At 52.3% G+C, this 22,981-nt stretch carries 20 protein-coding genes and 1 pseudogene; 16 read left to right on the top strand and 5 right to left on the bottom strand.

Annotated features, from left to right (window positions below; all coding sequences use genetic code 11):
• Positions 1-114 precede the first annotated feature (114 nt).
• The 6 genes from cyoA (at position 115) to HMPREF3178_RS04135 (ending at position 5,518) form a co-directional block, all read left to right on the top strand.
• The gene (cyoA, locus tag HMPREF3178_RS04160; RefSeq protein WP_017146497.1) at positions 115-1,062 is read left to right on the top strand and encodes a cytochrome o ubiquinol oxidase subunit II; all 948 of its coding nucleotides are present in this window, start codon (positions 115-117) and stop codon (positions 1,060-1,062) included.
• A 19-nt stretch (positions 1,063-1,081) separates the two neighbouring features.
• Complete coding sequence (gene cyoB, locus HMPREF3178_RS04155) at positions 1,082-3,073, top strand: cytochrome o ubiquinol oxidase subunit I (RefSeq protein WP_004099527.1); 1,992 nt, start codon at positions 1,082-1,084, stop codon at positions 3,071-3,073.
• The gene (locus tag HMPREF3178_RS04150) at positions 3,063-3,674 is read left to right on the top strand and encodes a cytochrome o ubiquinol oxidase subunit III (RefSeq protein WP_004099525.1); all 612 of its coding nucleotides are present in this window, start codon (positions 3,063-3,065) and stop codon (positions 3,672-3,674) included. The genes cyoB and HMPREF3178_RS04150 overlap by 11 nt, the downstream gene beginning before the upstream one ends.
• Complete coding sequence (locus tag HMPREF3178_RS04145; protein WP_004099523.1) at positions 3,674-4,003, top strand: cytochrome o ubiquinol oxidase subunit IV; 330 nt, start codon at positions 3,674-3,676, stop codon at positions 4,001-4,003. Before HMPREF3178_RS04150 ends, HMPREF3178_RS04145 begins: the two co-directional genes overlap by 1 nt.
• Before the next feature lie 11 nt (positions 4,004-4,014).
• The gene (gene cyoE, locus HMPREF3178_RS04140) at positions 4,015-4,902 is read left to right on the top strand and encodes a heme o synthase (RefSeq protein ID WP_004099521.1); all 888 of its coding nucleotides are present in this window, start codon (positions 4,015-4,017) and stop codon (positions 4,900-4,902) included.
• Between the two features lie 283 nt (positions 4,903-5,185).
• Positions 5,186-5,518, top strand: coding sequence for a hypothetical protein (locus HMPREF3178_RS04135; RefSeq protein ID WP_004099519.1), 333 nt, complete (start codon positions 5,186-5,188; stop codon positions 5,516-5,518).
• Positions 5,519-5,571: 53 nt separating this feature from the next.
• Here HMPREF3178_RS04135 and HMPREF3178_RS04130 read toward each other — a convergent pair whose 3' ends face one another.
• On the bottom strand, positions 5,572-6,330 hold the full coding sequence (locus tag HMPREF3178_RS04130; protein ID WP_004099518.1) for an IclR family transcriptional regulator domain-containing protein: 759 nt from the start codon (positions 6,328-6,330) through the stop codon (positions 5,572-5,574).
• Between the two features lie 153 nt (positions 6,331-6,483).
• Between HMPREF3178_RS04130 and HMPREF3178_RS04125 the strand changes: the two genes are divergently transcribed.
• The 10 genes from HMPREF3178_RS04125 (at position 6,484) to HMPREF3178_RS04080 (ending at position 19,023) form a co-directional block, all read left to right on the top strand.
• The gene (locus HMPREF3178_RS04125) at positions 6,484-7,305 is read left to right on the top strand and encodes a shikimate dehydrogenase family protein (RefSeq protein WP_017146498.1); all 822 of its coding nucleotides are present in this window, start codon (positions 6,484-6,486) and stop codon (positions 7,303-7,305) included.
• Positions 7,302-9,002: an FAD-dependent oxidoreductase gene (locus HMPREF3178_RS04120; RefSeq protein WP_024273843.1), complete on the top strand. Its 1,701-nt coding sequence runs from the start codon at positions 7,302-7,304 to the stop codon at positions 9,000-9,002. Before HMPREF3178_RS04125 ends, HMPREF3178_RS04120 begins: the two co-directional genes overlap by 4 nt.
• A complete protein-coding gene (locus HMPREF3178_RS04115) occupies positions 8,992-9,312 on the top strand; it encodes an NIPSNAP family protein (RefSeq protein WP_004099512.1) in 321 nt (106 codons plus the stop codon). The genes HMPREF3178_RS04120 and HMPREF3178_RS04115 overlap by 11 nt, the downstream gene beginning before the upstream one ends.
• Before the next feature lie 10 nt (positions 9,313-9,322).
• On the top strand, positions 9,323-11,026 hold the full coding sequence (locus HMPREF3178_RS04110; protein WP_017146500.1) for an FAD-dependent oxidoreductase: 1,704 nt from the start codon (positions 9,323-9,325) through the stop codon (positions 11,024-11,026).
• 64 nt (positions 11,027-11,090) lie between these two features.
• The gene (locus HMPREF3178_RS04105) at positions 11,091-11,909 is read left to right on the top strand and encodes a sugar phosphate isomerase/epimerase family protein (protein WP_017146501.1); all 819 of its coding nucleotides are present in this window, start codon (positions 11,091-11,093) and stop codon (positions 11,907-11,909) included.
• Between the two features lie 10 nt (positions 11,910-11,919).
• Complete coding sequence (locus HMPREF3178_RS04100; protein WP_004099507.1) at positions 11,920-13,284, top strand: MFS transporter; 1,365 nt, start codon at positions 11,920-11,922, stop codon at positions 13,282-13,284.
• A 405-nt stretch (positions 13,285-13,689) separates the two neighbouring features.
• Positions 13,690-15,090 carry an MFS transporter gene (locus HMPREF3178_RS04095; protein WP_017146502.1) on the top strand — a complete coding sequence of 467 codons (1,401 nt, stop codon included), beginning with the start codon at positions 13,690-13,692 and terminating at the stop codon, positions 15,088-15,090.
• Positions 15,091-15,179: 89 nt separating this feature from the next.
• Entirely contained in the window at positions 15,180-16,358 is a 1,179-nt protein-coding gene (locus tag HMPREF3178_RS04090) for a Gfo/Idh/MocA family protein (protein ID WP_017146503.1), read from the top strand.
• Between the two features lie 156 nt (positions 16,359-16,514).
• Positions 16,515-17,900, top strand: a complete 1,386-nt coding sequence (locus HMPREF3178_RS04085; RefSeq protein WP_004099503.1) for an MFS transporter — start codon at positions 16,515-16,517, stop codon at positions 17,898-17,900.
• 796 nt (positions 17,901-18,696) lie between these two features.
• Positions 18,697-19,023 carry a hypothetical protein gene (locus HMPREF3178_RS04080; RefSeq protein ID WP_004099502.1) on the top strand — a complete coding sequence of 109 codons (327 nt, stop codon included), beginning with the start codon at positions 18,697-18,699 and terminating at the stop codon, positions 19,021-19,023.
• Positions 19,024-19,173: 150 nt separating this feature from the next.
• On the opposite strand, the gene HMPREF3178_RS04075 is transcribed toward HMPREF3178_RS04080, so the two are convergent.
• The 4 genes and pseudogenes from HMPREF3178_RS04075 to HMPREF3178_RS29470 all read right to left on the bottom strand — a co-directional run.
• The gene (locus tag HMPREF3178_RS04075) at positions 19,174-20,160 is read right to left on the bottom strand and encodes a hypothetical protein (RefSeq protein ID WP_004099501.1); all 987 of its coding nucleotides are present in this window, start codon (positions 20,158-20,160) and stop codon (positions 19,174-19,176) included.
• A 10-nt stretch (positions 20,161-20,170) separates the two neighbouring features.
• A complete protein-coding gene (locus HMPREF3178_RS04070; RefSeq protein WP_004099500.1) occupies positions 20,171-21,103 on the bottom strand; it encodes an ACP S-malonyltransferase in 933 nt (310 codons plus the stop codon).
• A 9-nt stretch (positions 21,104-21,112) separates the two neighbouring features.
• Complete coding sequence (locus HMPREF3178_RS04065) at positions 21,113-22,501, bottom strand: hypothetical protein (RefSeq protein ID WP_070585026.1); 1,389 nt, start codon at positions 22,499-22,501, stop codon at positions 21,113-21,115.
• A pseudogene (locus tag HMPREF3178_RS29470) lies at positions 22,498-22,947 on the bottom strand (outer membrane lipoprotein-sorting protein); the annotation flags it as partial. The pseudogene HMPREF3178_RS29470 and the gene HMPREF3178_RS04065, both read right to left, overlap by 4 nt.
• Between the last annotated feature and the right edge of the window lie 34 nt (positions 22,948-22,981).

The following is a 22,981-nucleotide window of genomic DNA, read 5'->3' as shown; positions in this document are numbered from 1 at the left end:
AGCCGCTAACATAGAACAGACACAGCTCCAACTATGTTTACAGTAATGCAACCTTCCCGTAAAATGCCCGTACACTTTAAGCGCCACCAGATTCCGTGGAATTGAGGTCGTTCAATGAGACTTAGGAAATACAATAAAAGTTTGGGATGGATGTCATTAATCGCAGGCACTGTATTACTCAGTGGTTGTGATTCTGCACTCCTCGACCCAAAAGGACAGATTGGACTGGAGCAACGCTCTCTGATTCTGACGGCCTTTGGCCTGATGATGATCGTCGTTATTCCAGCCGTCTTGATGGCAGTAGGATTTGCCTGGAAGTATCGTGCGAGCAATAAAGATGCGAAGTATAGCCCGAACTGGTCACACTCCAACAAAGTTGAAGCTGTGGTCTGGACGGTTCCTATTCTGATCATCCTGTTCCTGGCCGTTCTGACCTGGAAAACAACTCACGCATTAGAGCCGAGCAAACCGCTTGCTCACGATGAAAAACCTATCACCATCGAAGTCGTTTCGATGGACTGGAAATGGTTCTTCATCTATCCGGAACAAGGCATTGCTACCGTCAACGAAATCGCCTTCCCGGCGAACGTACCGGTACACTTCAAAGTGACCTCCAACTCCGTGATGAACTCGTTCTTTATCCCACGTTTAGGTAGCCAGATTTACGCAATGGCCGGGATGCAAACTCAGCTGCACCTCATCGCGAACGAACCTGGTACTTACGACGGTATCTCCGCCAGCTATAGCGGCCCGGGCTTCTCAGGAATGAAGTTCAAAGCTATCGCCACGCCGGATCGTGCAACCTTCGATCAGTGGGTAGCGAAAGCCAAACAGTCTGCGAACGCTATGGACTCCATGGAAACGTTCGACAAACTGGCTGCGCCTAGCGAATACAACAAAGTGGAATACTTCTCTAACGTGAAACCTGATTTGTTTAAAGATGTGGTGAACAAATTTATGTCTCACGGTAAGAGCATGGATATGACCCAACCCGAGGGCGAGCGTGCAGCGCACGAAGGAATGGAAGGCATGGACATGAGCCACGCGGAAACCGCTCACTAAGGGGCCGAGGAAGAAAACGATGTTCGGAAAACTTACACTGGATGCAGTGCCCTACCATGAACCCATTATTGTGGTTACGGTGGCTGCAATTATCATTGGGGGGCTGGCGCTTCTGGCTGCCATCACTTACTTCGGTAAGTGGTCCTACCTTTGGAACGAGTGGCTGACTTCGGTTGACCACAAACGTCTCGGTATCATGTACGTTATCGTAGCAATCGTCATGTTGCTGCGTGGCTTTGCTGACGCCGTTATGATGCGTAGCCAGCAGGTGCTGGCCTCGGCCGGGGAAGCAGGCTTCCTGCCGCCTCATCACTACGATCAGATCTTTACCGCCCACGGCGTTATCATGATCTTCTTCGTAGCGATGCCGTTTGTTATCGGTCTGATGAACCTGGTGGTTCCGCTTCAGCTCGGTGCGCGCGACGTTGCCTTCCCATTCCTTAACAACCTGAGCTTCTGGTTCACCGTTGTGGGCGTGATTCTGGTTAACCTTTCTCTGGGCGTCGGTGAATTCGCGCAGACCGGTTGGCTGGCCTATCCGCCGCTATCGGGAATTGAGTACAGTCCAGGCGTCGGGGTCGATTACTGGATCTGGGCTCTCCAGCTATCCGGTATTGGTACAACGTTAACTGGTATTAACTTCTTTGTTACGATTATCAAGATGCGTGCCCCTGGCATGACCATGTTCAAGATGCCGGTATTTAGCTGGGCATCTCTGTGCGCCAACATCCTGATTATCGCCTCTTTCCCAATTCTGACCGTCACCGTCGCGCTGCTGACCCTGGACCGCTACCTGGGCACCCATTTCTTTACCAACGATATGGGTGGCAACATGATGATGTACATCAACCTGATTTGGGCCTGGGGTCACCCGGAAGTGTACATTCTGGTTCTGCCAGTATTCGGCGTCTTCTCCGAAATCGCCGCAACCTTCTCGCGTAAGCGTCTGTTTGGCTACACCTCGCTGGTATGGGCAACAGTATGTATTACCGTTCTGTCGTTCATCGTTTGGCTGCACCACTTCTTTACTATGGGTGCGGGCGCGAACGTAAACGCCTTCTTCGGTATTACGACCATGATCATCGCTATCCCGACCGGGGTTAAGATCTTCAACTGGCTGTTCACCATGTACCAGGGCCGCATCGTCTTCAACTCAGCAATGCTGTGGACGATTGGCTTTATCGTGACCTTCTCCGTAGGCGGTATGACCGGCGTTCTGCTGGCGGTACCGGGCGCAGACTTCGTGCTGCACAACAGCCTGTTCCTGATCGCGCACTTCCATAACGTCATCATCGGTGGCGTGGTGTTCGGTTGCTTCGCAGGTCTGACCTACTGGTGGCCGAAAGCCTTTGGCTTCACGCTGAACGAAACCTGGGGCAAACGCGCTTTCTGGTTCTGGATCATCGGTTTCTTCGTGGCGTTTATGCCGCTGTACGTGCTGGGCTTCATGGGTATGACCCGTCGCCTGAGCCAGCAGATTGACCCGCAGTTCCATCCGATGCTGGTTGTTGCAGCCTGCGGTGCGGCGCTGATCGCCTGCGGTATCCTCTGCCAGCTGATTCAGTTCTACGTGTCTATCCGCGATCGCGAGCAGAACCGCGACCTCACCGGTGACCCATGGGGCGGCCGTACGCTGGAGTGGGCAACCTCTTCTCCTCCGCCGTTCTACAACTTCGCTATCGTTCCTGTCGTTCACGAGCGTGACGCGTTCTGGGAAATGAAAGAAAAAGGCGAAGCGTATAAGAAACCGGCTGGCTATGAAGAGATTCATATGCCGAAAAACAGCGGCGCGGGCATTGTCATTGCAGCTTTCGCAACGTTGTTTGGTTTCGCAATGATCTGGCATATCTGGTGGCTGGCGATTGCAAGCTTCGTCGGCATCCTGGCGACCTGGATCATTAAGAGCTTTGACGAGGACGTGGATTACTACGTGCCGGTTGCAGTAGTCGAAAAACTGGAAAATCAGCATTTCGATGAGATTAACAAAGCAGGGCTGAAAAATGGCAACTGATACTCTTGCGCATAACGCCCACGCGCACGAACACGGGCACCATGATACAGGACCGATGAAGGTATTCGGTTTCTGGATCTACCTGATGAGCGACTGCATTATCTTCGCCACTCTGTTCGCTACCTATGCCGTTCTGGTGAACGGCACGGCGGGCGGTCCGACCGGTAAAGATATTTTTGAACTGCCGTTCGTTCTGGTTGAAACCGCGCTGCTGCTGTTCAGCTCCATCACCTACGGCATGGCGGCTATCGCCATGTACAAAAACAACAAGAGCCAGGTCGTTTCCTGGCTCGCGCTGACCTTCCTCTTCGGGGCAGGATTCATCGCGATGGAGCTCTATGAATTCCATCATCTGATTGTTGAAGGTATGGGTCCGGATCGCAGCGGCTTCCTGTCAGCGTTCTTCGCGCTGGTCGGCACCCACGGTCTGCACGTGACTTCAGGTCTGATCTGGATGGCGGTGCTGATGGTTCAGGTTTCCCGTCGTGGGCTGACCAGCACTAACCGCACCCGTATTATGTGCCTGAGCCTGTTCTGGCACTTCCTGGACGTCGTGTGGATCTGCGTGTTCTCTGTTGTTTATCTGATGGGGGCGATGTAATGAGTCATTCTACCGATCATAGCGGCGCTTCTCACGGCAGCGTGAAGAGCTACATGACAGGATTTATTCTGTCGATCATTCTGACGGTTATCCCGTTTGCAATGGTGATGAGTGGCTCCGCATCGCATGCGGCAATTCTGGGAACCATCCTGGTTACTGCAGTTGTGCAGATTGTGGTACACCTCGTGTACTTCCTGCATATGAACAGTAAATCGGACGAAGGTTGGAACCTGACCGCATTTATCTTCACCGTAATCATCATTGCTATCGTAGTCGTTGGCTCCATCTGGATTATGTGGAACCTGAACTACAACATGATGATGCACTAAGAGCGGCGAGTATGTTTAAGCAATACCTGCAAGTAACGAAACCAGGCATCATTTTTGGCAACCTGATCTCCGTGATTGGCGGTTTCCTGCTGGCCTCCAAAGGCCACATCGACTATCCGCTATTTCTCTGGACGCTCCTCGGAGTATCCCTGGTGGTCGCCTCGGGTTGTGTTTTCAACAACTATATCGACCGTGATATCGATCGTAAGATGGAACGGACGAAAAACCGGGTGCTGGTCAAAGGGCTGATCTCGCCAGAAGCTTCGCTGGTATACGCCACCGTGCTGGGTATTGCTGGCTTCATGCTCCTGTGGTTTGGCGCTAATCCCCTGGCCTGCTGGCTGGGGGTGATGGGGTTCGTGGTTTATGTCGGCGTTTACAGCCTGTACATGAAGCGCCACTCCGTCTACGGCACGTTGATTGGTTCTCTCTCCGGCGCTGCGCCGCCGGTGATTGGCTACTGCGCGGTTACCGGTGATTTTGACAGCGGTGCCGCGATTCTGCTGGCGATTTTCAGCCTGTGGCAGATGCCCCACTCCTACGCTATCGCGATCTTCCGCTTTAAGGATTATCAGGCAGCGAATATTCCGGTTCTGCCGGTGGTGAAAGGCATTTCAGTCGCCAAAAATCATATTACCGTTTACATCATCGCCTTCACCGTGGCTACGCTGATGCTCTCTCTGGGCGGCTACGCCGGATATAAATATCTGGTTGTCGCTGCGGCCGTGAGCGTCTGGTGGCTCGGTATGGCGCTGCGCGGCTATAAAGTGGCGGATGATAAAGTCTGGGCGCGTAAGCTGTTCGTCTTTTCGATTGTCGCCATTACCGCGCTGTCGGTGATGATGTCCGTTGACTTTATGGTGCCGGATTCACATAGCCTGCTGGCAATGGCGAGATAACTCGCAGGTCAGCTATCGTTCTACAGCCTCCGTTCGTAAGATCGGGGGCTGTTTTTTTTATCTACCCTTCCTTCTAATTCACATTATTTAAAGAAACTGGCCATTCGCTTCATTTTCTAACAGGTGAATGATGTACATCATATGTATTAGATTCATTAAAAATTGATAGAAAAATAAGCATATCCCTCAGCCTGGCATCTGGTTTCTCTCTTTCCCATGGTGTTAGCCTTTCGCTCGAGCAAGTAGCTCGCAATTTACAATATGTCCAATAAGGGAATAAAAAATGAAAGAATTAAATATTTGCGAAATGGAATGCGTTTCCGGTGGTTTCAACCTCGTCGATGCTGCCACGAGCTTTACCAATTTCGTGGTCAACTCGGGAGTTGGTTTCAGCTCTTTTGTCGCGACCTCCGGCGCAGCCTTCGCTAACTTCGTGATCGATAGCACGGTACAGTTTGGCAAATTCCTCAGCGGTCAAGTGGACTGGAACGCTTTTGTCTCCGCAGGTCTGGATAACTGGAATGGCTTCGTTAATACGGCCTCTAACAGCTGGTCAACCTTCGTTAACAACGCAGGTTCCGACTGGAACAGCTTTATCGACGTCGCGAAAGCGTAATTATGCGGGCAGGCTATCAGCCTGCCCATTTCTACTCCGCGCTGCGACGCGGGTTAGCCCACCAGCATCGCCTGGGCGCTATAGAGTAAATCCAGATGATCGCGACACAGCGCCTCCAGCGACGTTCTCGACTGATGGCTGGTTAAGCTCAGCGCCCCCCAGTAGAGCCCTTCCCTGTCGGACAGCGGCACCGCCAGCACCAGCATGCCAATTTCAAACTCCTGCTCAATCGCGGCATAGCCCTGCCGACGCACCTGAGCGATCTTTTCCATTAAAGCCGCTACGTCCGTTACCGTATAGGGCGTGCGCTGTTCGCGGCGGATCCGCTGCAAAACGGTTTCACATTCATCTTCCGCCAGCGAAGCCAGCCAGAGCCGCCCTCCGGCGGTACAGTAAATCGGCACCCTTTCTCCCAGACGCACTGAAGTCGAGTTAAACGGCGTATGCTTGCTGCGGGCGATATAAACCAGCTCATCGTCATCAATCACACCTACCGAAGCATGCTCTTCCGTTCGGCTGGCGATGTACTCCACGATCGGTCGCACCATCCGCGGAAACTGCGCCGAATCCACATACGCCTGCCCCAGCCTTAACGCTTTGGGCGTCAGCCAGTAGTGACGTCCGTCGGTCTGCAGATAGCGCTCATGCAGCAGCGTGAGGAAAAAACGGCGTGCGGCGCTAGGCGTCAGACCGCTCATTTTCGCCGCCTGCGGCACCGTGAGACGCGGAAACTCTTTCGAAAATAGCTGGATCAGCGCCAGCCCCTTTTGCAGGCCGACGATTAGATCGCGGGAATGAATCTGGTTTTGCATAGCTGTTCACACTTTCGCAACAATATGATCAGTTTAGCGCGATTATCGCAGTGGTGGTGCGATTAACAACCAGTATGGCCGAATTCTGCGTTGTCGCTCTCAGCTTCCGCTGAAATACTTTCACAACATTCATTTAACAAAATGAGGTTGGAAATGGTCAGTGGATTCACTCAGGTCGTCGCCGTTATCGGCCACCCGATTACCCAGGTTAAATCGCCGGAGAACTTCAACCGCTACTTTGCCGAACGACAGATGGATAGCGTCATGATCCCGGTGGATATCGCTCCGCATGCCGTTGCTGATTATCTCAATACGCTACGCGGCTGGCACAACATGAGCGGCGTGCTGGTTACCGTTCCGCATAAACAGCGTGCCGCTGCCCTGGTTGATGAGTTAACGCCGCGAGCCCGACACCTGAATGCCGTCAATGTCATCCGTAAGCTGGCCGATGGCCGTTTGCAAGGCGATATGCTGGATGGCGTCGGCTTCCAGCTTGCCGCAGAGGCGCATGGATTTAATGCCGCGGGTAAAAAGGCGCTGCTCTCCGGCTGCGGCGGCGTCGGCAGCGCAATTGCCTGGGGATTATGCGAAGCGGGCATCCTTCAGCTGGCCCTGCATGACCAGAATCCCGCTACCCTTCAGCAACTGCATAACCGACTGGCAGCCCATTTTCCCCACGTTCAGCTCAGCGACCTGCCCGCTACCCTTACTGGTCTGGATTTAGTGGTGAATGGCTCTCCGGCGGGAATGACCGGTTTCGCTTCTTTACCGCTGCCGCAGGCGCTGCTGGAAACCCTTCCCGCAGCAACGCATGTCGCTGACGTGGTAACCGCGCCGATCGTCACCCCGCTTCTGGCCTTCGCCCGCGATCGCGGCTGCACTATCCAGACCGGGCCGGAGATGGCGCTGGCGCAGATGAAACTCATGGGGCAGTTCATTGGCGCCATTCCGCAGGAACAAGGAGCGGCAGCATGAAAAGCTGGGATGTCATCGTTATCGGCAGCGGCGCAGCAGGCTTTGCCGCGGCGGTGACCGCCTGCTGTAAAGGACTGTCGGTGCTGATGCTGGAAAAAGCACCGCAGTTTGGCGGCACCTCCGCCATTTCCGGCGGCGCGGTATGGATCCACGATAGCGATCAGGCGCGAACAATGACTACAGACGATAGTCAGCAGGCAATCAAAACCTATCTGCGGACCATCATCGGCGAGCCCAACTATCGTCAGGATCTGATCGAAGCTTTTATCTCTTCGGGACGCGAAGCGCTGGCGTTTCTTGAAAAAGAGGGGGCGGTGAAATATAGCCTGCGTCCGCTTTCTCCGGATTATTACCCGGATGAACCCGGTGCCGTCGACGTCGGCCGGGCGCTGGAGGTGGTGGAGTTTGACGGGCGCAAGCTAGGCGAATATTTCCGCGATCTCCGTTCTCCTCCGCCGGGGATGCTGCTATTTGGCGGAATGATGGTTAATCGGGTCGATATCCAGCACTTTCTCGATCTGCGCCGCTCCCTGCGCTCTATCACCCACTGCGGCAAGCTGCTGCTGCGCTACGGCCGCGATCGGCTCAAATACCCTCGAGGAACACGGCTGGCGATGGGTAACGCGCTGATAGCGCGCATGGCGACGCTCGCCTTTCGCAAAGGAATGCAGCTCAGGCTCAACGTGAATGTGCTTTCGCTAAGCGAACGCAATGGCGAAATAACCGGCGTGGAAATCGAGAACGATGGGCAGCCACAGCTCCTCAAAGCCCGCTGCGGCGTGGTGCTGGCGGCGGGAGGTTTTGCCGCAGGCAAACTGGCTGAACGCTATCGCCCTGCTACTCGCGAGCACTACACCATGTCGCCCGCCGCCAACGACGGCGCCGCGCTGCGCCTTGCCGCCGCGGTCAATGCCCGCGAAGGCGCCGATCTGCCGTCTAACTTTTTCTGGGCGCCGGTCTCGGTTTTACGGCGTCCCGACGGCACGCAAGAGCGCTTCCCTCACCTGGTCACCGACCGCGCGAAACCCGGCGTCATTGCCGTTAACCAGCGAGCGGTTCGCTTCGTGAATGAATCAAATTCTTATCACCATTTCGCCAGCGCCATGCAAAGCCGGGCAGAAAACGCCCCCTGCTTCCTGATTTGTGATGCTCTGGCCATGAAGCGCTATGGCCTGGGCCTTGCGCGCCCTGCTCCGGTGAATAACGACGCGCTGGTGAAGGCGGGCTATCTGCACCAGGCCGAAACGCTGGCGGAACTGGCGCAACAGCTCGGGCTGGACCCGCAGACGTTGGCAGAAACGGTGGCACGCTATAACCGCGATGCCGCCCAAGGCCACGACCCGGAGTTCGCCAAAGGCGGCAACAGCTATAACCGCGCGATGGGCGATCCCGGCCATCGGCCAAACGCCTGTAACGCTCCGCTGACCAGCCCGCCGTTTTACGCCATTACCCTCTATACCGGCGATCTCGGCACCTCGCGCGGCCTGGTCACTACCGCCAATGCTCAGGTCATTAACCAGCAGGGGCGCCCCATTAAAGGGCTCTATGCCGTCGGTAACGATATGGATTCGATTATGGCAGGCACCTATCCCGGTCCAGGCATTACTCTCGGCCCGGCGCTCACCTTCGGCTATCTCTCAGCCAGCCATATGGCGCAACAACACGCACTCTCAACAGGAGAAAATTATGATCTATGAAAAACGTACCTACACCATTAATCCGCTGAAAATGGCCGACTGGCTGGCGTTATATAAAAGCGATGCTTACGCCGTACAAACCGAACATCTCGGCAAACTCATCGGCTTTTTCTTTACTGAAATTGGGGTGGTTAATCAAGTGGTGCATATCTGGGCCTATGAAAGCCTGGACGATCGCCTGGTGCGTCGGGCGCGCATGGCGCAGGACGAACGCTGGCTGACGTTTTCACGCAAGAACCGCGAACTGGCCGCCGTTGAGCGCCTGGAGTCGGTTCTTCTGCGCCCTACTGATTTTTCACCGCTGCAATAAGGAGTCGGTTATGAGCGGGCAGATGAACGTGGATGTTCTGGTGGTCGGCTCCGGCGCGGCGGGGCTCTCCGCCGCCGTCACTGCCGCCATTGGCGGCGCCAGCGTGCTGGTTGCGGAGAAAGAGTCGGTGATTGGCGGCACCAGCGCCTGGTCCGGCGGCTGGCTGTGGATCCCGCATAATCCGCTGGCGCGTGAAGAGGGGATTAAGGAAGAGCCCAACGCACCGCTGGTTTATTTGCAGCATGAAATGAACGGTGAACCGGCCGATGCGCGCCTGCTTGCCTACTTACGGCACGGACCGGAGATGATTGACTTTTTCCGCCGCCATACTGCCGTGCAGTTTCTTTCCGGCAGCAAAATGCCCGATTTTCATCATTCGCCGGGATCGGCCGCCGGAGGGCGCTCGGTCACGGCGCAGCCTTTCGATGGGCGGCTGCTCGGCGACTGGCTGCATCGCCTGCGCCCGCCTCTGGAGACTATCAGCCTCGCGGGGATGGGCATTGCCGGCGGCACGGATATGGCACACTTTTTCAACGCCACTCGCTCGCCGCGATCGGCGCTGTATGCCAGCCGTCGCCTGCTGCGCCACGGCTGGCAGCGACTGCGCGCCGGACGCGGACAGCATCTGGTTAACGGCAACGCTTTGGTTGCCCGGCTGCTGCGCTCGGCGCTGGATGCAGGAGTGACTTTTCAGCTTAATGCGCCGGTTGAACGGCTGCTCGCATCCGGAAACGGAGTAAAGGGCGCGATATTACGCAGCGACGACGGCCGGATAGAGGTTCGGGCCGGTGCGGTGATCCTCGCCTGCGGCGGCTTTCCTCACGACAGACAGCGCCTGGCCGAAAACGTGCCGCACGCCGCCAGCGGCTATGGCCACTTCTCCGCCGCGCCTCCGGGTAATCAGGGGGAGGGCATCCGCCTTGGCGAAACGGTCGGCGGCCAGTTTGATACCACGCTCAGGCATGCGATGGCCTGGGCGCCCGTTTCGCGCGTGACGCAGGCCAGCGGTCTGCAGCTGGTCTTCCCACATCTGGTTGAACGCGCCAAGCCCGGCTTTATTGCCGTACTGCCCAACGGTAAACGCTTTACCAATGAGGCTGATTCCTACCACGATTTTATCGCCGCGCTGCTGGAGGCCACGCCGCCTGGCGAAGCGCCACAGGCGTGGCTGATTGGCGATAGCCGTGCGCTTCGGCGCTATGGGTTAGGCCATGCCCGCCCTTTTCCTTTTGCCCCGGAGTCCTGGCGACGCACCGGCTATCTGTACGTCGGCGAGACGCTGGAAGCGCTGGCGAAAGCATGCGCTATCGATTCGCAGCAGCTGGCGGAAACGATCGCCCGTTTTAACGGTTTTGTAGACCAGGGAGAGGATAAGGATTATCAGCGCGGCGCGTCGGCATACAACCGCGCGCAGGGGGACGCCAGCCGTTCCCCTCACCCTACGCTTGGGAAACTCAGCCGCGCGCCTTTTTATGCGGTACGCATTCTGCCCGGTTCGCTGGGCTCCTTCAGCGGTTTAATTACCGATGAGAATGCGCGGGTTCTCAACGCGCAGCAGCAGCCGATTCAGGGCCTTTACGCCATCGGCAACGATATGTCGAGCGTGATGCGGGGATTCTATCCCAGCGGCGGTATCACGCTTGGTCCGGCCATGACCTTTGGCTACATGGTCGGTAAAAAACTGGCAGAAAACATTAATAAAGCAACGCAGTAAAGCATTTTACCAGGGACGGCAATACGCATAACAACAATCACCTGCAACTGTACTGGAGTCCTTTATGAACATGCGAACCCTGTCACTCGCCGCGCTTACCCTACTCGACGTCCCGCCACCGCAACAGGTGCGGATCGCGGCCCAAACCGGATTTACTCACGTCGGCCTGCGCCTGCTTCCCGCCACGGCGACCGACCCTGACTATGGCATGCTGGGCGATACTGCCGCTGTCCGCGATACCCTGGCAGCGCTGATAGAAACCGGTATTCGCGTCTCGGACGTTGAGATAGTCCGCCTGACGCCAGATTTTTCGCTGGACGCTCGTTTGCAGCTCTTTCTCCATACCGCCGCGCGTCTGGGCGCCAGACAGGTTTTAGTCGCCGGAAATGATGACAACCGCGCTCGCAGCGCGGAAAATCTGGCCCGGCTTGCCGAAGCTGGCCAGGAGTATGGTTTAACCATGAACCTGGAGCCCATGCCCTGGACACAGCTGCGCACCATCGCCGAAGCCCAGGCGCTTATCGCCGCCAGCGGCCGCCAGGATATCGGTATTTTGATCGACGCGATTCATTTCTGGCGCTCAGGCGAGTCGCTGTCTACGCTCGCCGCGCTGCCGAAAAACTGCCTCAACTATATGCAGCTTTGCGATGCCTCGCCGCAGATCCCAGCAGATGAACAGGAGCTGATTTACCAGGCCCGCGCCGCGCGTAAGGTGCCCGGCGAAGGCGGGCTCGATCTGCATGGACTGATGGCGGCGCTTCCGGCGACGCTGCCGGTTTCTATCGAGGTTCCGCTAAGCGGCGAACGCGGCGCGCTGCCGGCACTCACTCGCGCTCAGTTGCTGTTTAACGCCGCGCAGTCCTACCTGCGCCCTTGCGCATAAGGAGCATCCCATGACACAGACTCAACGCCTGGACGTCAGGGAGTTAATCAACGCCAATCCGCTCAGCCGCTTTCAAAAACTGGTGGTGTTTTTAGGCTTCTGCGTGATTGCGCTGGACGGCTTTGATATCGCCATCATGGGATTTATCGCCCCGACGCTGAAGCAGGAATGGGGAGTAAGCAACCATGAACTCGGTTTTGTCATCAGCGCCGCGCTGATAGGCCTTGCGCTGGGCGCTATATTCTCCGGGCCGCTCGCCGACTGGCTGGGGCGGAAAAAAATCATCATCAATAGCGTCTTCTTCTTCGGCTTCTGGACCATTGCCACCGCCCTTTCGCAAAACATCGAACAGATGGTGCTTTTTCGTTTTCTGACCGGGCTCGGATTAGGCGCCGCCATGCCGAATATCGGCACTCTGGTGTCGGAGTATGCGCCTGAGCGTCAGCGCTCGTTTCTGATTACGATTATTTTTTGCGGCTTCACCTTTGGCGCCGCGGCGGGAGGATTCTCCGCCTCATGGCTAATCCCGAAGTTTGGCTGGCACTCGCTGATGCTGCTCGGCGGCATCCTCCCGCTGCTGTTCGCGCCGCTCCTGATCTGGCTGTTACCGGAATCGGTGCGTTTTCTGGTGGTTAAGCGCGCGCCAGCCCGACGTATTCGGCTGATTTTGCAGCGCCTCTATCCGGGCCAAATCGCCGATGATGCCGAGTTCACTCTCCCAGCCCAGCCCGTGCAGGCAAATGCGATGCGTATCGTTCTCTCCCGCCAGTATCGCTTCGGTTCGATGATGCTCTGGCTGGTCTATTTTATGGGGCTCTTTCTGGTCTATCTTCTCGGTAGCTGGTTACCGACGCTGGTGAAAGAGGTGGGATTAACGGTTGGCCAGGCGGCGGTGATGACCGCAATGTACCAGGCGGGAGGAACCATTGGCTCGCTGTTTGCGGGCTGGTTGATGGACCGGATTAATCCGCATCGGGCGCTCGGAATGATTTACGCCGTTGGCGGCCTGTTTACGATGGCAATGGGATATGCAGCGGCAAGCTTTGCGCTCATCTGCCTGCTGGCGTTTATCAGCGGAGCCTGTTTAAACGGCGCCAATACCGGTATGAATGCGCTTTCCGCCCGCTACTATCCTACCGAAGCGCGGGCTACAGGTTCCAGCTGGATGCACGGCGTGGGCCGCATGGGCGCCATCCTCAGCGCTTTTGCCGGAGCTGAGATGCTGGCGCTGAATATTAGCTTCGAAAGCGTTTTTCTGATCCTTGGCATCCCCGCCGCGATCACCGTCGCCGGGCTCGCGGCCAAAGGAATTTTCGCGGCTGATTCGGCGCCAAAATCCACCTCCTCCACCGCCGCGTTCGGCAATACCGGTTAAATGCGTTAATCAGTCGGGCATGCTGCAGCATGCCCGACCACAAAAAAAGAAAAATTAATTTCAATTTACATTAATAATGAAAAATAAAAACCTGATGCCTTATCGATTCACTTCACAAAATCAGCACTCAAAATCACAAATGGCATATACAAGATGAATCAATGAGCGTCAAAAAAGGCAGCAAATAACCTTATTAATCAGAATGACTTGATGATTCCCCGAGCCACATCGGACGCACAATCTTTTCTATTTTTCGATCCGCCTCTCATATACAGAAGTTAAATTTCATATAACCATTGAAACGAAACAAACATTTCCTTATGTTCTGGCTGACATCAGGATAAGGTAGTGCCGGTGGAACTGGCGCTGAGGTCCTTACTTGTCCCCCCGACAAAGGAATAGACCATGAGTGAACAGCAGATCCTTATTTCTCCCGTAGCATCACGCGGCGATAAGTTAACCTGGACAACCCGAATAGCCTATGGTGGAGGCGATACCGCCTGTAACGTCGTTTTCGGCATGATCGGCACAGTTTTAACGCTTTTCTATACGGATTATGTCGGCATTAGTATCGCCACGGTCGGTCTGGTAATGCTGATCTCACGTCTGTTTGACGGTGTTTCCGATGTCATTATGGGTCTGATGGTTGAGCGCACAAACTCTCGCTGGGGAAAATCACGCCCCTGGCTGCTGTGGATGAGCGTCCCCTACGCCGTATCGGCGATTCTGCTGTTTACCGTGCCCCAAACCACCGGAACGCTGCAGTTTCTCTACCTGCTGGTAGCCTATAACTTCTGTACCACCGTGTGCTACACCGCGATCAATCTCCCCTATGGCAGCCTCTCCGCGATGATGACCCGGACCTCCTGGGAAAGGGATATGCTTAGCATCACCCGCATGTCGATGTCGCCATTTGGCCGCATCCTCGCCGTAGCTTGTACGTTGCCGCTGGTGAAATATTTCGGCGACGATCAGGCAGCATGGATTAAAACCATGGCCATCTGGGCTTTTCTGGCGCTGTTGTTACTGCTGTTTTGCTTCTACAAATGTGAAGAAAAAGTGGTTATCAAAGCGCGTGAAAAGCAGGGAAACGTAGCGGTAAAAACGCAGCTTTACGCCCTCTTCCGTAACCAGTACTTCTGGGCCAGTGCGATCCTCTGGACAGCCCAGAGCGTTTATTACACCGTGGTTGGTATCGCGCTACCTTACTACTGCCGCTACGTGCTAGGCGACGATACTTTCTACAGCTCCATTTTCGTGGCCGAAACCGCCTGCATCATTATTTTCACCTTCCTGAGTTCCGTCCCCATTCGAAAATACGGTAAACGCAATGTGGCCCTTTGCGGCATTGTGCTGGCGACCATAGGCCAGGTGCTGTTTATGTTTAATTCTGACGACTACCACTGGGCGCTGGCCAACGCCATTATTCGCGGTATCGGCTTCGCGCCGCTGAATGCCGTGCTATTCGGCTTCTGCGGCGACGCCGTCGAATACGGCCAGTGGAAAACGCGCGTCCGCCAGGAGGGAATGATCTTCTCTGCGGGGTCTGTCGGTACGAAGCTCGGCGCAGGCATTGCCGCCGCGGTTATCTCCGGCCTGTTAAGCCTCTCGGGCTACGTCAGTTCCAGCAGCGGATCCGGCGTTCAACCGCAAAGCGCTATCGACATGATTAATAACGTTTATCTCTACGGCTCGTTCTTCCTGTGGATTGTGGTCATCATCACCCTGCTGTTTTATCGGCTGGATAAACAGTACCCACAGATTATGCAAGAGCTGAAAGAGCGCGAGGCGCGTGGAGAAATGTAAAGCCCGAAACCCGGTCCGCGCTCTCCGGGTGCGGGCTATCCAGAAGAACATCTGAAATCCGAAGTCTCTATTTAGAGGAGTGCATCATCATGTTAAACGGCATGAAACCCTTATCTCGCTCCCTGCGCTGGGGAATGGTCGGCGGCGGCGGCACCAGCCAGATTGGCTACAGCCACCGCTGTGCAGCGCTGCGCGACAATGTCTTTACCCTGCTGGCCGGCGCGCTCGATATTGATGCCGAACGCGGCCGTCAATTTGGCGAGCAGCTCGGAATCGCCCCCGAGCGCTGCTACGCCGACTATCAAACGCTATTTGCAGAGGAAGCCAAACGCCCTGACGGCATTGAAGCCGTTTCGGTCACTACGCCGAACAATACCCATTTCGCGATCACCAAAGCAGCGCTGGAAGCGGGGCTGCACGTTATCTGCGAAAAACCGCTGTGCTTTACCGCCGCCGAGGCCCGCGAGCTGCTGGCGCTGAGCAAAAAGCAGAACAAAATAATCGGCGTTACCTACGGCTACGCCGGGCACCAGATGATTCAGCAGGCGCGGCAGATGATCGCGGAGGGTATGCTCGGGGAGATCCGCATTATCAATATGCAGTTTGCCCACGGTTTTCATAATGAAGCCGTTGAACTGCAGGCTGAATCTACCCGCTGGCGGGTAACGCCCAAATATGCCGGCCCTAGCTACGTGCTGGGGGATCTGGCGACTCACCCGCTATTTATTGCGGAAACCATGGTGCCAAATCTGAATATCACCCGGCTGATGTGCGCACGTCAGAGCTTCGTCAAATCGCGCGCGCCGCTGGAAGATAACGCCTTCGTGCTGATGGAATATAATAATGGCGCCGTCGGTTCACTGTGGACCAGCGCAGTCAACAGCGGCGCTATGCACTCACAAAAAGTCCGCGTCATTGGCGAAAAAGCCAGCCTTGAGTGGTGGGATGAGCGCCCAAATCAGCTCAGCTATGAGGTGCAGGGCGAACCCGCGCGCGTTCTGGAACGTGGAATGCCCTATTTAAGTCCGCAGGCGCTGGCAGACGACCGCATCGGCGGCGGCCACCCGGAAGGGCTGTTTGAGGCATGGGCCAACCTTTACCGCCGTTACGCCATCGCTATCGATGCAATGGATCGCAGTGACCAGGCGTTTCTGGATAACTTCTGGTATCCGGACGTCGAAGCCGGGCTCCACGGGGTCTACTGGGTTGAGCAATGCGTCAAATCCGCCGATGCAGGCGGCCAATGGGTTGATTTTAACTGCCAATAATCTCCGCTAGCCGGCGGAGCCCGCTCCGCTGGTTTCTTTTTGTCTACCGCCCTCACCTCATCGTGCAACACAGCAGTAATATCTGTTAAACAAACATCTATTTACGCTTCTGGCTCCCCCCACTACACTAGGCGCAGTTTTTAGATTGAGGTGGTAATGAACGATAACAAAATGACGCCAGGCGAACTGCGCGCAACCTGGGGTCTGGGGACCGTTTTCTCTCTGCGCATGCTCGGCATGTTTATGGTCCTGCCGGTTCTGACCACTTATGGCATGGCGCTCCAGGGCGCAAGTGAAGCCCTTATTGGCCTGGCTATAGGCATCTATGGACTGGCGCAGGCAATATTCCAGGTTCCTTTTGGCCTCCTCTCCGATCGCATTGGCCGTAAACCGCTTATCGTCGGCGGCTTGTTAATCTTCGTTCTCGGCAGCATTATCGCCGCGCTTTCCGAATCGATCTGGGGCATTATTCTTGGCCGCGCGCTGCAAGGCTCCGGAGCGATTGCCGCAGCGGTAATGGCGCTGCTTTCCGACTTAACCCGCGAACAGAATCGCACTAAAGCCATGGCGTTTATCGGCGTCAGCTTTGGTATTACCTTCGCCATCGCCATGGTCCTCGGACCTATTATCACCCACCAGTTAGGCCTGCACGCCTTATTCTGGATGATTGCCGCTCTGGCGATGCTCGGGATTCTGCTTACGCTGTGGGTTGTGCCAAATAGCCATAATCACGTGCTTAACCGTGAATCCGGTATGGTGAAAGGCTGCTTTAGCAAAGTGCTTGCCGAGCCAAAACTACTGAAGCTCAATTTCGGCATTATGTGCCTGCATATTATGCTGATGTCCACCTTTGTTGCCCTGCCGGGTCAGTTGGAAGCTGCCGGTTTTCCCGCAGCTGAGCACTGGAAAATCTATCTGGTCACCATGCTGGTCTCTTTTGTTGCCGTGGTGCCGTTTATTATTTACGCCGAAGTAAAGCGCAAAATGAAGCGCGTTTTTCTGCTCTGCGTTGCCATTTTACTGATCGCCGAGATCGTACTTTGGGGAGCGGGAGGCTATTTCTGGGAACTGGTTGCCGGCGTTCAGCTATTTTTCCTCGCGTTTAACCTGCTCGAAGCGTTACTGCCTTCGTTAATCAGTAAAGAATCACCTGCCGGCTACAAAGGAACAGCGATGGGGATTTACTCTACCAGCCAGTTTCTTGGAGTCGCGATTGGCGGTTCGCTAGGCGGCTGGGTAGACGGCTTTTTTGATTCACAAACCGTTTTCCTGCTTGGCGCCCTGCTGGCAATGCTGTGGTTACTGGTGGCCAGCACCATGAGCGAACCGCCTTACGTTAGTAGCCTGCGGGTCGAGATCCCTGCCGACGTGGTGGCGGATGAAATGCTACAGCAACGGCTACAGGCTCAAGCAGGAGTTAAAGAGGTACTGGTAGTTAACAACGAACGTTCGGTGTATATCAAAATCGACAGTAAGGTGACTAACCGCTTTGAGATTGAGCAGGTGATTAAGCAGGGGGCAGTTCAGACCGTTCCCGCGTAAAGTGGTTAAGCAGCCAGGGACATGGTACGTGGCAGGTATGATGTCCCTGCTGCGTACTGGCGAAAGCTTGCGTGACGGTCTCCCCTCCCAATTATCTTCGCCGCTTTAAGCGTTGGTTTAGCGTTATCCCTCTCATCTTCTTTAAGCTAACGCTACGTTTCAAATCCCCACTTCACCTCCCCATAAGAGGGCTGAGCCCAGGCAGACAAGCAGAAAGCGGCATGAGATGCTTCGCAATAAACGCACCGGGAGGATAGCAGCGCCGCTCAGTCTCTGGGATTATCACCGTGCAGCTGTTCTGACCTGGTGATAAACATCAAAAACAACTTTTTTGAAATAGGTAAAGGACAAACATGAACTGCCTGAGGGATTATCTATATTAGAACGAAGAAAGCGACGGTGAATTATAGATAGCTTATTTTTATGGATAGCAGTATAGGGCCATTCACATAAAACAATCTAACATCACTATGTGAATTCATAATACCCGCAGCATAAAATTTAAAAATTACGTTCTAAAAATGCCACATAGCGATTACTTTCAGTAAGAGAGATAAAAGATTGGTAGTAAACCCATATCCATAAAATATAAAATCAATCAATTATAAAAAACGCAATTATTCGGAATTTTTATTAGAAGCACGAATTTATCATCACGTTAACTATTCATAATGAATTACCGGTTCATTTAAATATTCACTATTATCAAAACAAAGCCCTGGTTAATATTTACGAGGGTGTACTCAGCTTGCCCGCAACTAAGTAATTATAAATAGTAATAGCACAGGAATAAAAAATGAAAGAATTAACACAATATGAAATGGAAAATATCTCGGGTGCTGGCCTCTTTGACCTGCCTTGTGCCCTGGTTGATTTCACTATTCAATCCGCACTTGGACTGATGAAAGTCGGCTTTGATGGCTCCCTTACCATTGCCAAAACGGCGCTGGAAACCTCTCTGGATATGCTTAGCAACTTGCTGAGTGGCTCCCCATCCAGTATTGGTAGCATACTGGCAGATCACCTGAATTCAATGATGTATGAAAAATCAGGTATCTGGTCAAACTTCGTCTATGATGCAGCGACGAACTGGGGCGACGTAGTTTCTTCTTTACAGAAATAAAAAACCAAGCCAGTCAGGGAACTGACTGGCTTTATCCATTCAACAATACATCTTTTCAGATTAACATTCACATATAATCTACATCCGCTCATTCAGGATTGTAAACTGCAATGCTGTCGTGCATATCTCCTTAGTAAGTTTTATTTCATTTTAACGTTCAATTCGATCGCAACGAAAATACATATCACATGCGACGATATAATCATTATGCCAATGCCAGTAAGCATGTAGATAGAAATAAAAAAATGAAGGCAGAGAGCAGGATAAAAAATAAAATTCAAAATAAATACTCAATCCCGAAAATGCCAAAATGACATTGAGCAATACAATCCAAATAAACTGAGTGATTAAAACCATGAATAATCTAAGCCACATCGCTTTATTATAGAGCCATGGCCAGGGGATTGACTTTGATAGATGGAAGTCAAATTCCCTCAGGAACAATCGCCCGAGAAAAATGTAGCGTTTCGATGGACGGATGAAGATCATATCTAAAAACAAAACAATAACGCAAAGAATAAACATCGCTATCATTAATCTGGCTGAAAAAAAACCATCCGCCAAAGAAAAATCATCCTCATTTGCTAACGGGCTGACTATCAAGCTATTCATTAAAAAGGTGATAAAAAGATTAAAACCGACGTAATGATGTAGATTGCGCCAGACTACCTTTTGGGCAGTAAAATCCTTCATTCGCTTCACATAGCTATAACGTGCATATTTAAACGCCAGGTAAATAGCCAATGGCGAAATAATAGCAATACAAAGTAGTGCATGACCCGATGACATAAACGACAGGCAGCTCGTAATGAGAAGATAAAAGATCGCAAAGTATGAGAAGGTAACCACTGCCGGATGCCACAAAAACGCCTCATACGAGGATATAGCTTTCCCCTGAAAACAGGAAAAATCTATATGCTTCATGACACATTTATAACCCCAATAGTTTTTCAGCTCGTAAATAAAAGAAAAGACAATTAATGCCAGGATAACGCTCAGGCTCAATACATTACTTGGCAGTAAGTTATAACCATTGTTTTTCCAGAAAAGGAAAAGTAAAAACATAGTTAAAAGATAAAGATAAATAATCACTCGTTTATCCTGATAACGAGTAAATGTTAAATAGTCAGGGATCATAGCGCCTCCATTACAAGCCAATCAGCTTTCTACAATGCACGACATTTTCTGGCGCGAAACGCCGGAAGTCATAAAGGAGTTGTCCTAAATAAGCTTTATTGCTGAACTCCAGAAAAGTTACCGGCTGAGAATTCTGTAAATGAGCCGTAAGAGATTTTGACCATTGCACCGTATGCGTCAGATGTAGAGCCAGATTTTCTTTGATCTGCTCAGGAAGGAATTCTGCTTGCCCGGTAACATTCATCAGCACGCTGTATTTAGGCGAACAAATATCGATTTTTTGCAAAAAATCGCGCATCATCTGAACACCATCGGCCATCAGACGCGTATGCCATGCGCCGCTAACCCCCAGTTTAACCGCCTCTAAACCGGCACCATAAAGGATCTGTGAGATACGGCCCAGATCAGCAGTCGTGCCACCGATAACCTGCTGACGACAGCTGTTATCACAACTCACCTCGACAGGTATACCAGATGCGGAAATCATGTTAGTTAAGGTTTCAAAATCAGCGCCCTTAACCGCGAGCATAGCTCCTTTATGAATTTTACTTAAATCATTCATAATCTTTGAACGGGTATGTATCATCCTAAAAAGCGCCTCCAGGTTAAATGCACCCGCAGCGAAAAGCGCGCTGTACTCGCCAACGCTATGCCCGCAAGAACCCACGATTGGCAAATCAGGCATTTTTTCCAGACAGAGGCAATAGAGCGTCACGTTAATAGCCGTAACGGCAACTTGCTGAGCCGTTGTCTGGACCAGGCGACTCATCGGCCCGCGCTCGCATAAACGGCGAATATCAATTTGGGTAATATCGCTCGCGCAGTCCCAAATATTTTTTGTGACTGCATTCAGATCCCACAAATCAGACCCCATTCCAATAACAGGGTTACCTTGTCCTGCAAAGATAAGAGCGACAGAAGGTGTTGATAGCTGTGATACCATAAAATATCCTTATAAATAGTATTTAAAACCGACATAAATGCTTAGTGTTTCACCAAATAGCGCAAACTCTGATTCAGAACCTCCCAGGGAGCTGTATGCGCCGGCATATAACTCAAACGGCGCCCACTTACCTTGCAAGGGTTTAATAAAATGGGCCCCAAATAATACGCTGCCATCCGCTATATTTATCATTGCATAGGGTTGCAGGGTGGACTGGTCATTATTACGCAGACTAAAATAGGTATTAAAGTAATGTTTGGATAACAGCATGCCTTTATTTGAAGTGTTACCAATCTCTGAGGCCATAAGATACTTATAGCTATCAAACGCCCGGTCTAAAAAATCGTAGCCAGTCCTGTATCCCATCAAGCGAATGAAATCAATCTGCTCCTGCCAGGCCTTTTTCGAATATCCCTCACTCTGAAAATAGTATTCTAAGCCGAATACGCTAAAGCTATCAGTTGTATACTGCCCGCCAAGCGCAAACTCAACGCCTTGTTTATCCTCCACAGAATAGAGTGAGGATGGAAATGAGCCAGCCAGTACGGCCTCTTTTTTATCATTTGAGAAGTGACGCCACTTCTGGCCTTTATGCCAGGAAAACTCAGCATTAATTAAAAACTGTGATGTATAATTATATAGTTCTGATAATGAAAACGCCGGATTATCGCCTAATAGTAAATTAGCGGACAGGCGATGACTAGCTAGTCGGTAATCATTATAAGTTAATAGGTAACGCTCTTCACTATTTGAGCGTTGTGCTGCAGACCAGTTGCCTGATGATTCATAGTACTTATCGATACTGCTCAATCTGGGAGCTAGCGTAAGTAAAAAATTATAATCCTGATACTCTTTAGATAATGTGCCCCCCCAAAATGATTCGCTATAAGCTGATTCCATTGCTGGCCCATATATTCGGTTTGTTTTAAAACCGGAATAATAATTTGTCAGCAATGTAGCGGGGGATCTTAAGAAAAAGGCCCCTTTTGAAGGTCTCAGCTTCCCTCCTTCCAGGCGTGTTGTATCAGATAAAGCATAGGTAAAACGCAGTCGATCTATCATTATCCTTGCACGATTTTTATCTTTTTCAAAGACTCCGGGACTGCGAATCGGATAATAACCTAAAGAATAAAATGAAAAATCCATATTGAGATTATTATCCACTAGATCGCACTGACCTTTTATGCCTAACGCAATATCATTATAAACATTGTCGGCCACGTACGGATTGCGACCATCAATTTTCCAGATTGACGGTTCTTTATTTACATATGAAATCTGCGCTGCCAAAGTAACATCCATATTATCTTGCAACACACTTGCGGACAGACAGTGTCCCTGAACCAGGGTAGAGACTAAAGTAAAAAAGGGAATAAGGACGTAGAGAGATATTTTCATTGCCCCCCCCTTAACATCGCCTCTTTTGTAAAAAAATACTCAGGTAATTTTTCCAGTCTTACGTTACTATATTTCATCACTGAATAGCCTTTTGCATATCGAGCACTCTGTACGACAATTTCAGATGGCCGATATTTACCTAAAATTTTCTGGTAATTTTTATAGGAGACTTTTTTGAGCAATTGGTTATCAAGGGAGTAATAAGATGCCTGGTAAGGCCTGAAATCATCTCCTTGTTCTACAAGGTATATCACCTTTGGATAAGTTACCTTATCCGATTTGCGTATCAGTGATAGTCTATAACAGACTTTCTGTCCGCAAGGTTCAGTACCTTCGATTGTAGAATCGTAGGCGTACTCAAAATTAGTGACGATAACGTCTGCATTTGAGATTTGCCCACTCAGCCTTTGTGCCGGTGAAATAGGTATCGGTTTTCGTAGTTCAGGTGGGCTTTGTTGAATAAATCAGATTTCGGGTAAG

Origin of the sequence: Klebsiella sp. HMSC09D12 (genome assembly GCF_001808475.1) — a bacterium.
GTDB classification, from domain to species: Bacteria; Pseudomonadota; Gammaproteobacteria; order Enterobacterales; family Enterobacteriaceae; genus Klebsiella; species Klebsiella oxytoca.
The sequence above is the reverse complement of the archived record's forward strand: the minus strand, read 5'-3'. Positions and strand labels throughout refer to the sequence as shown.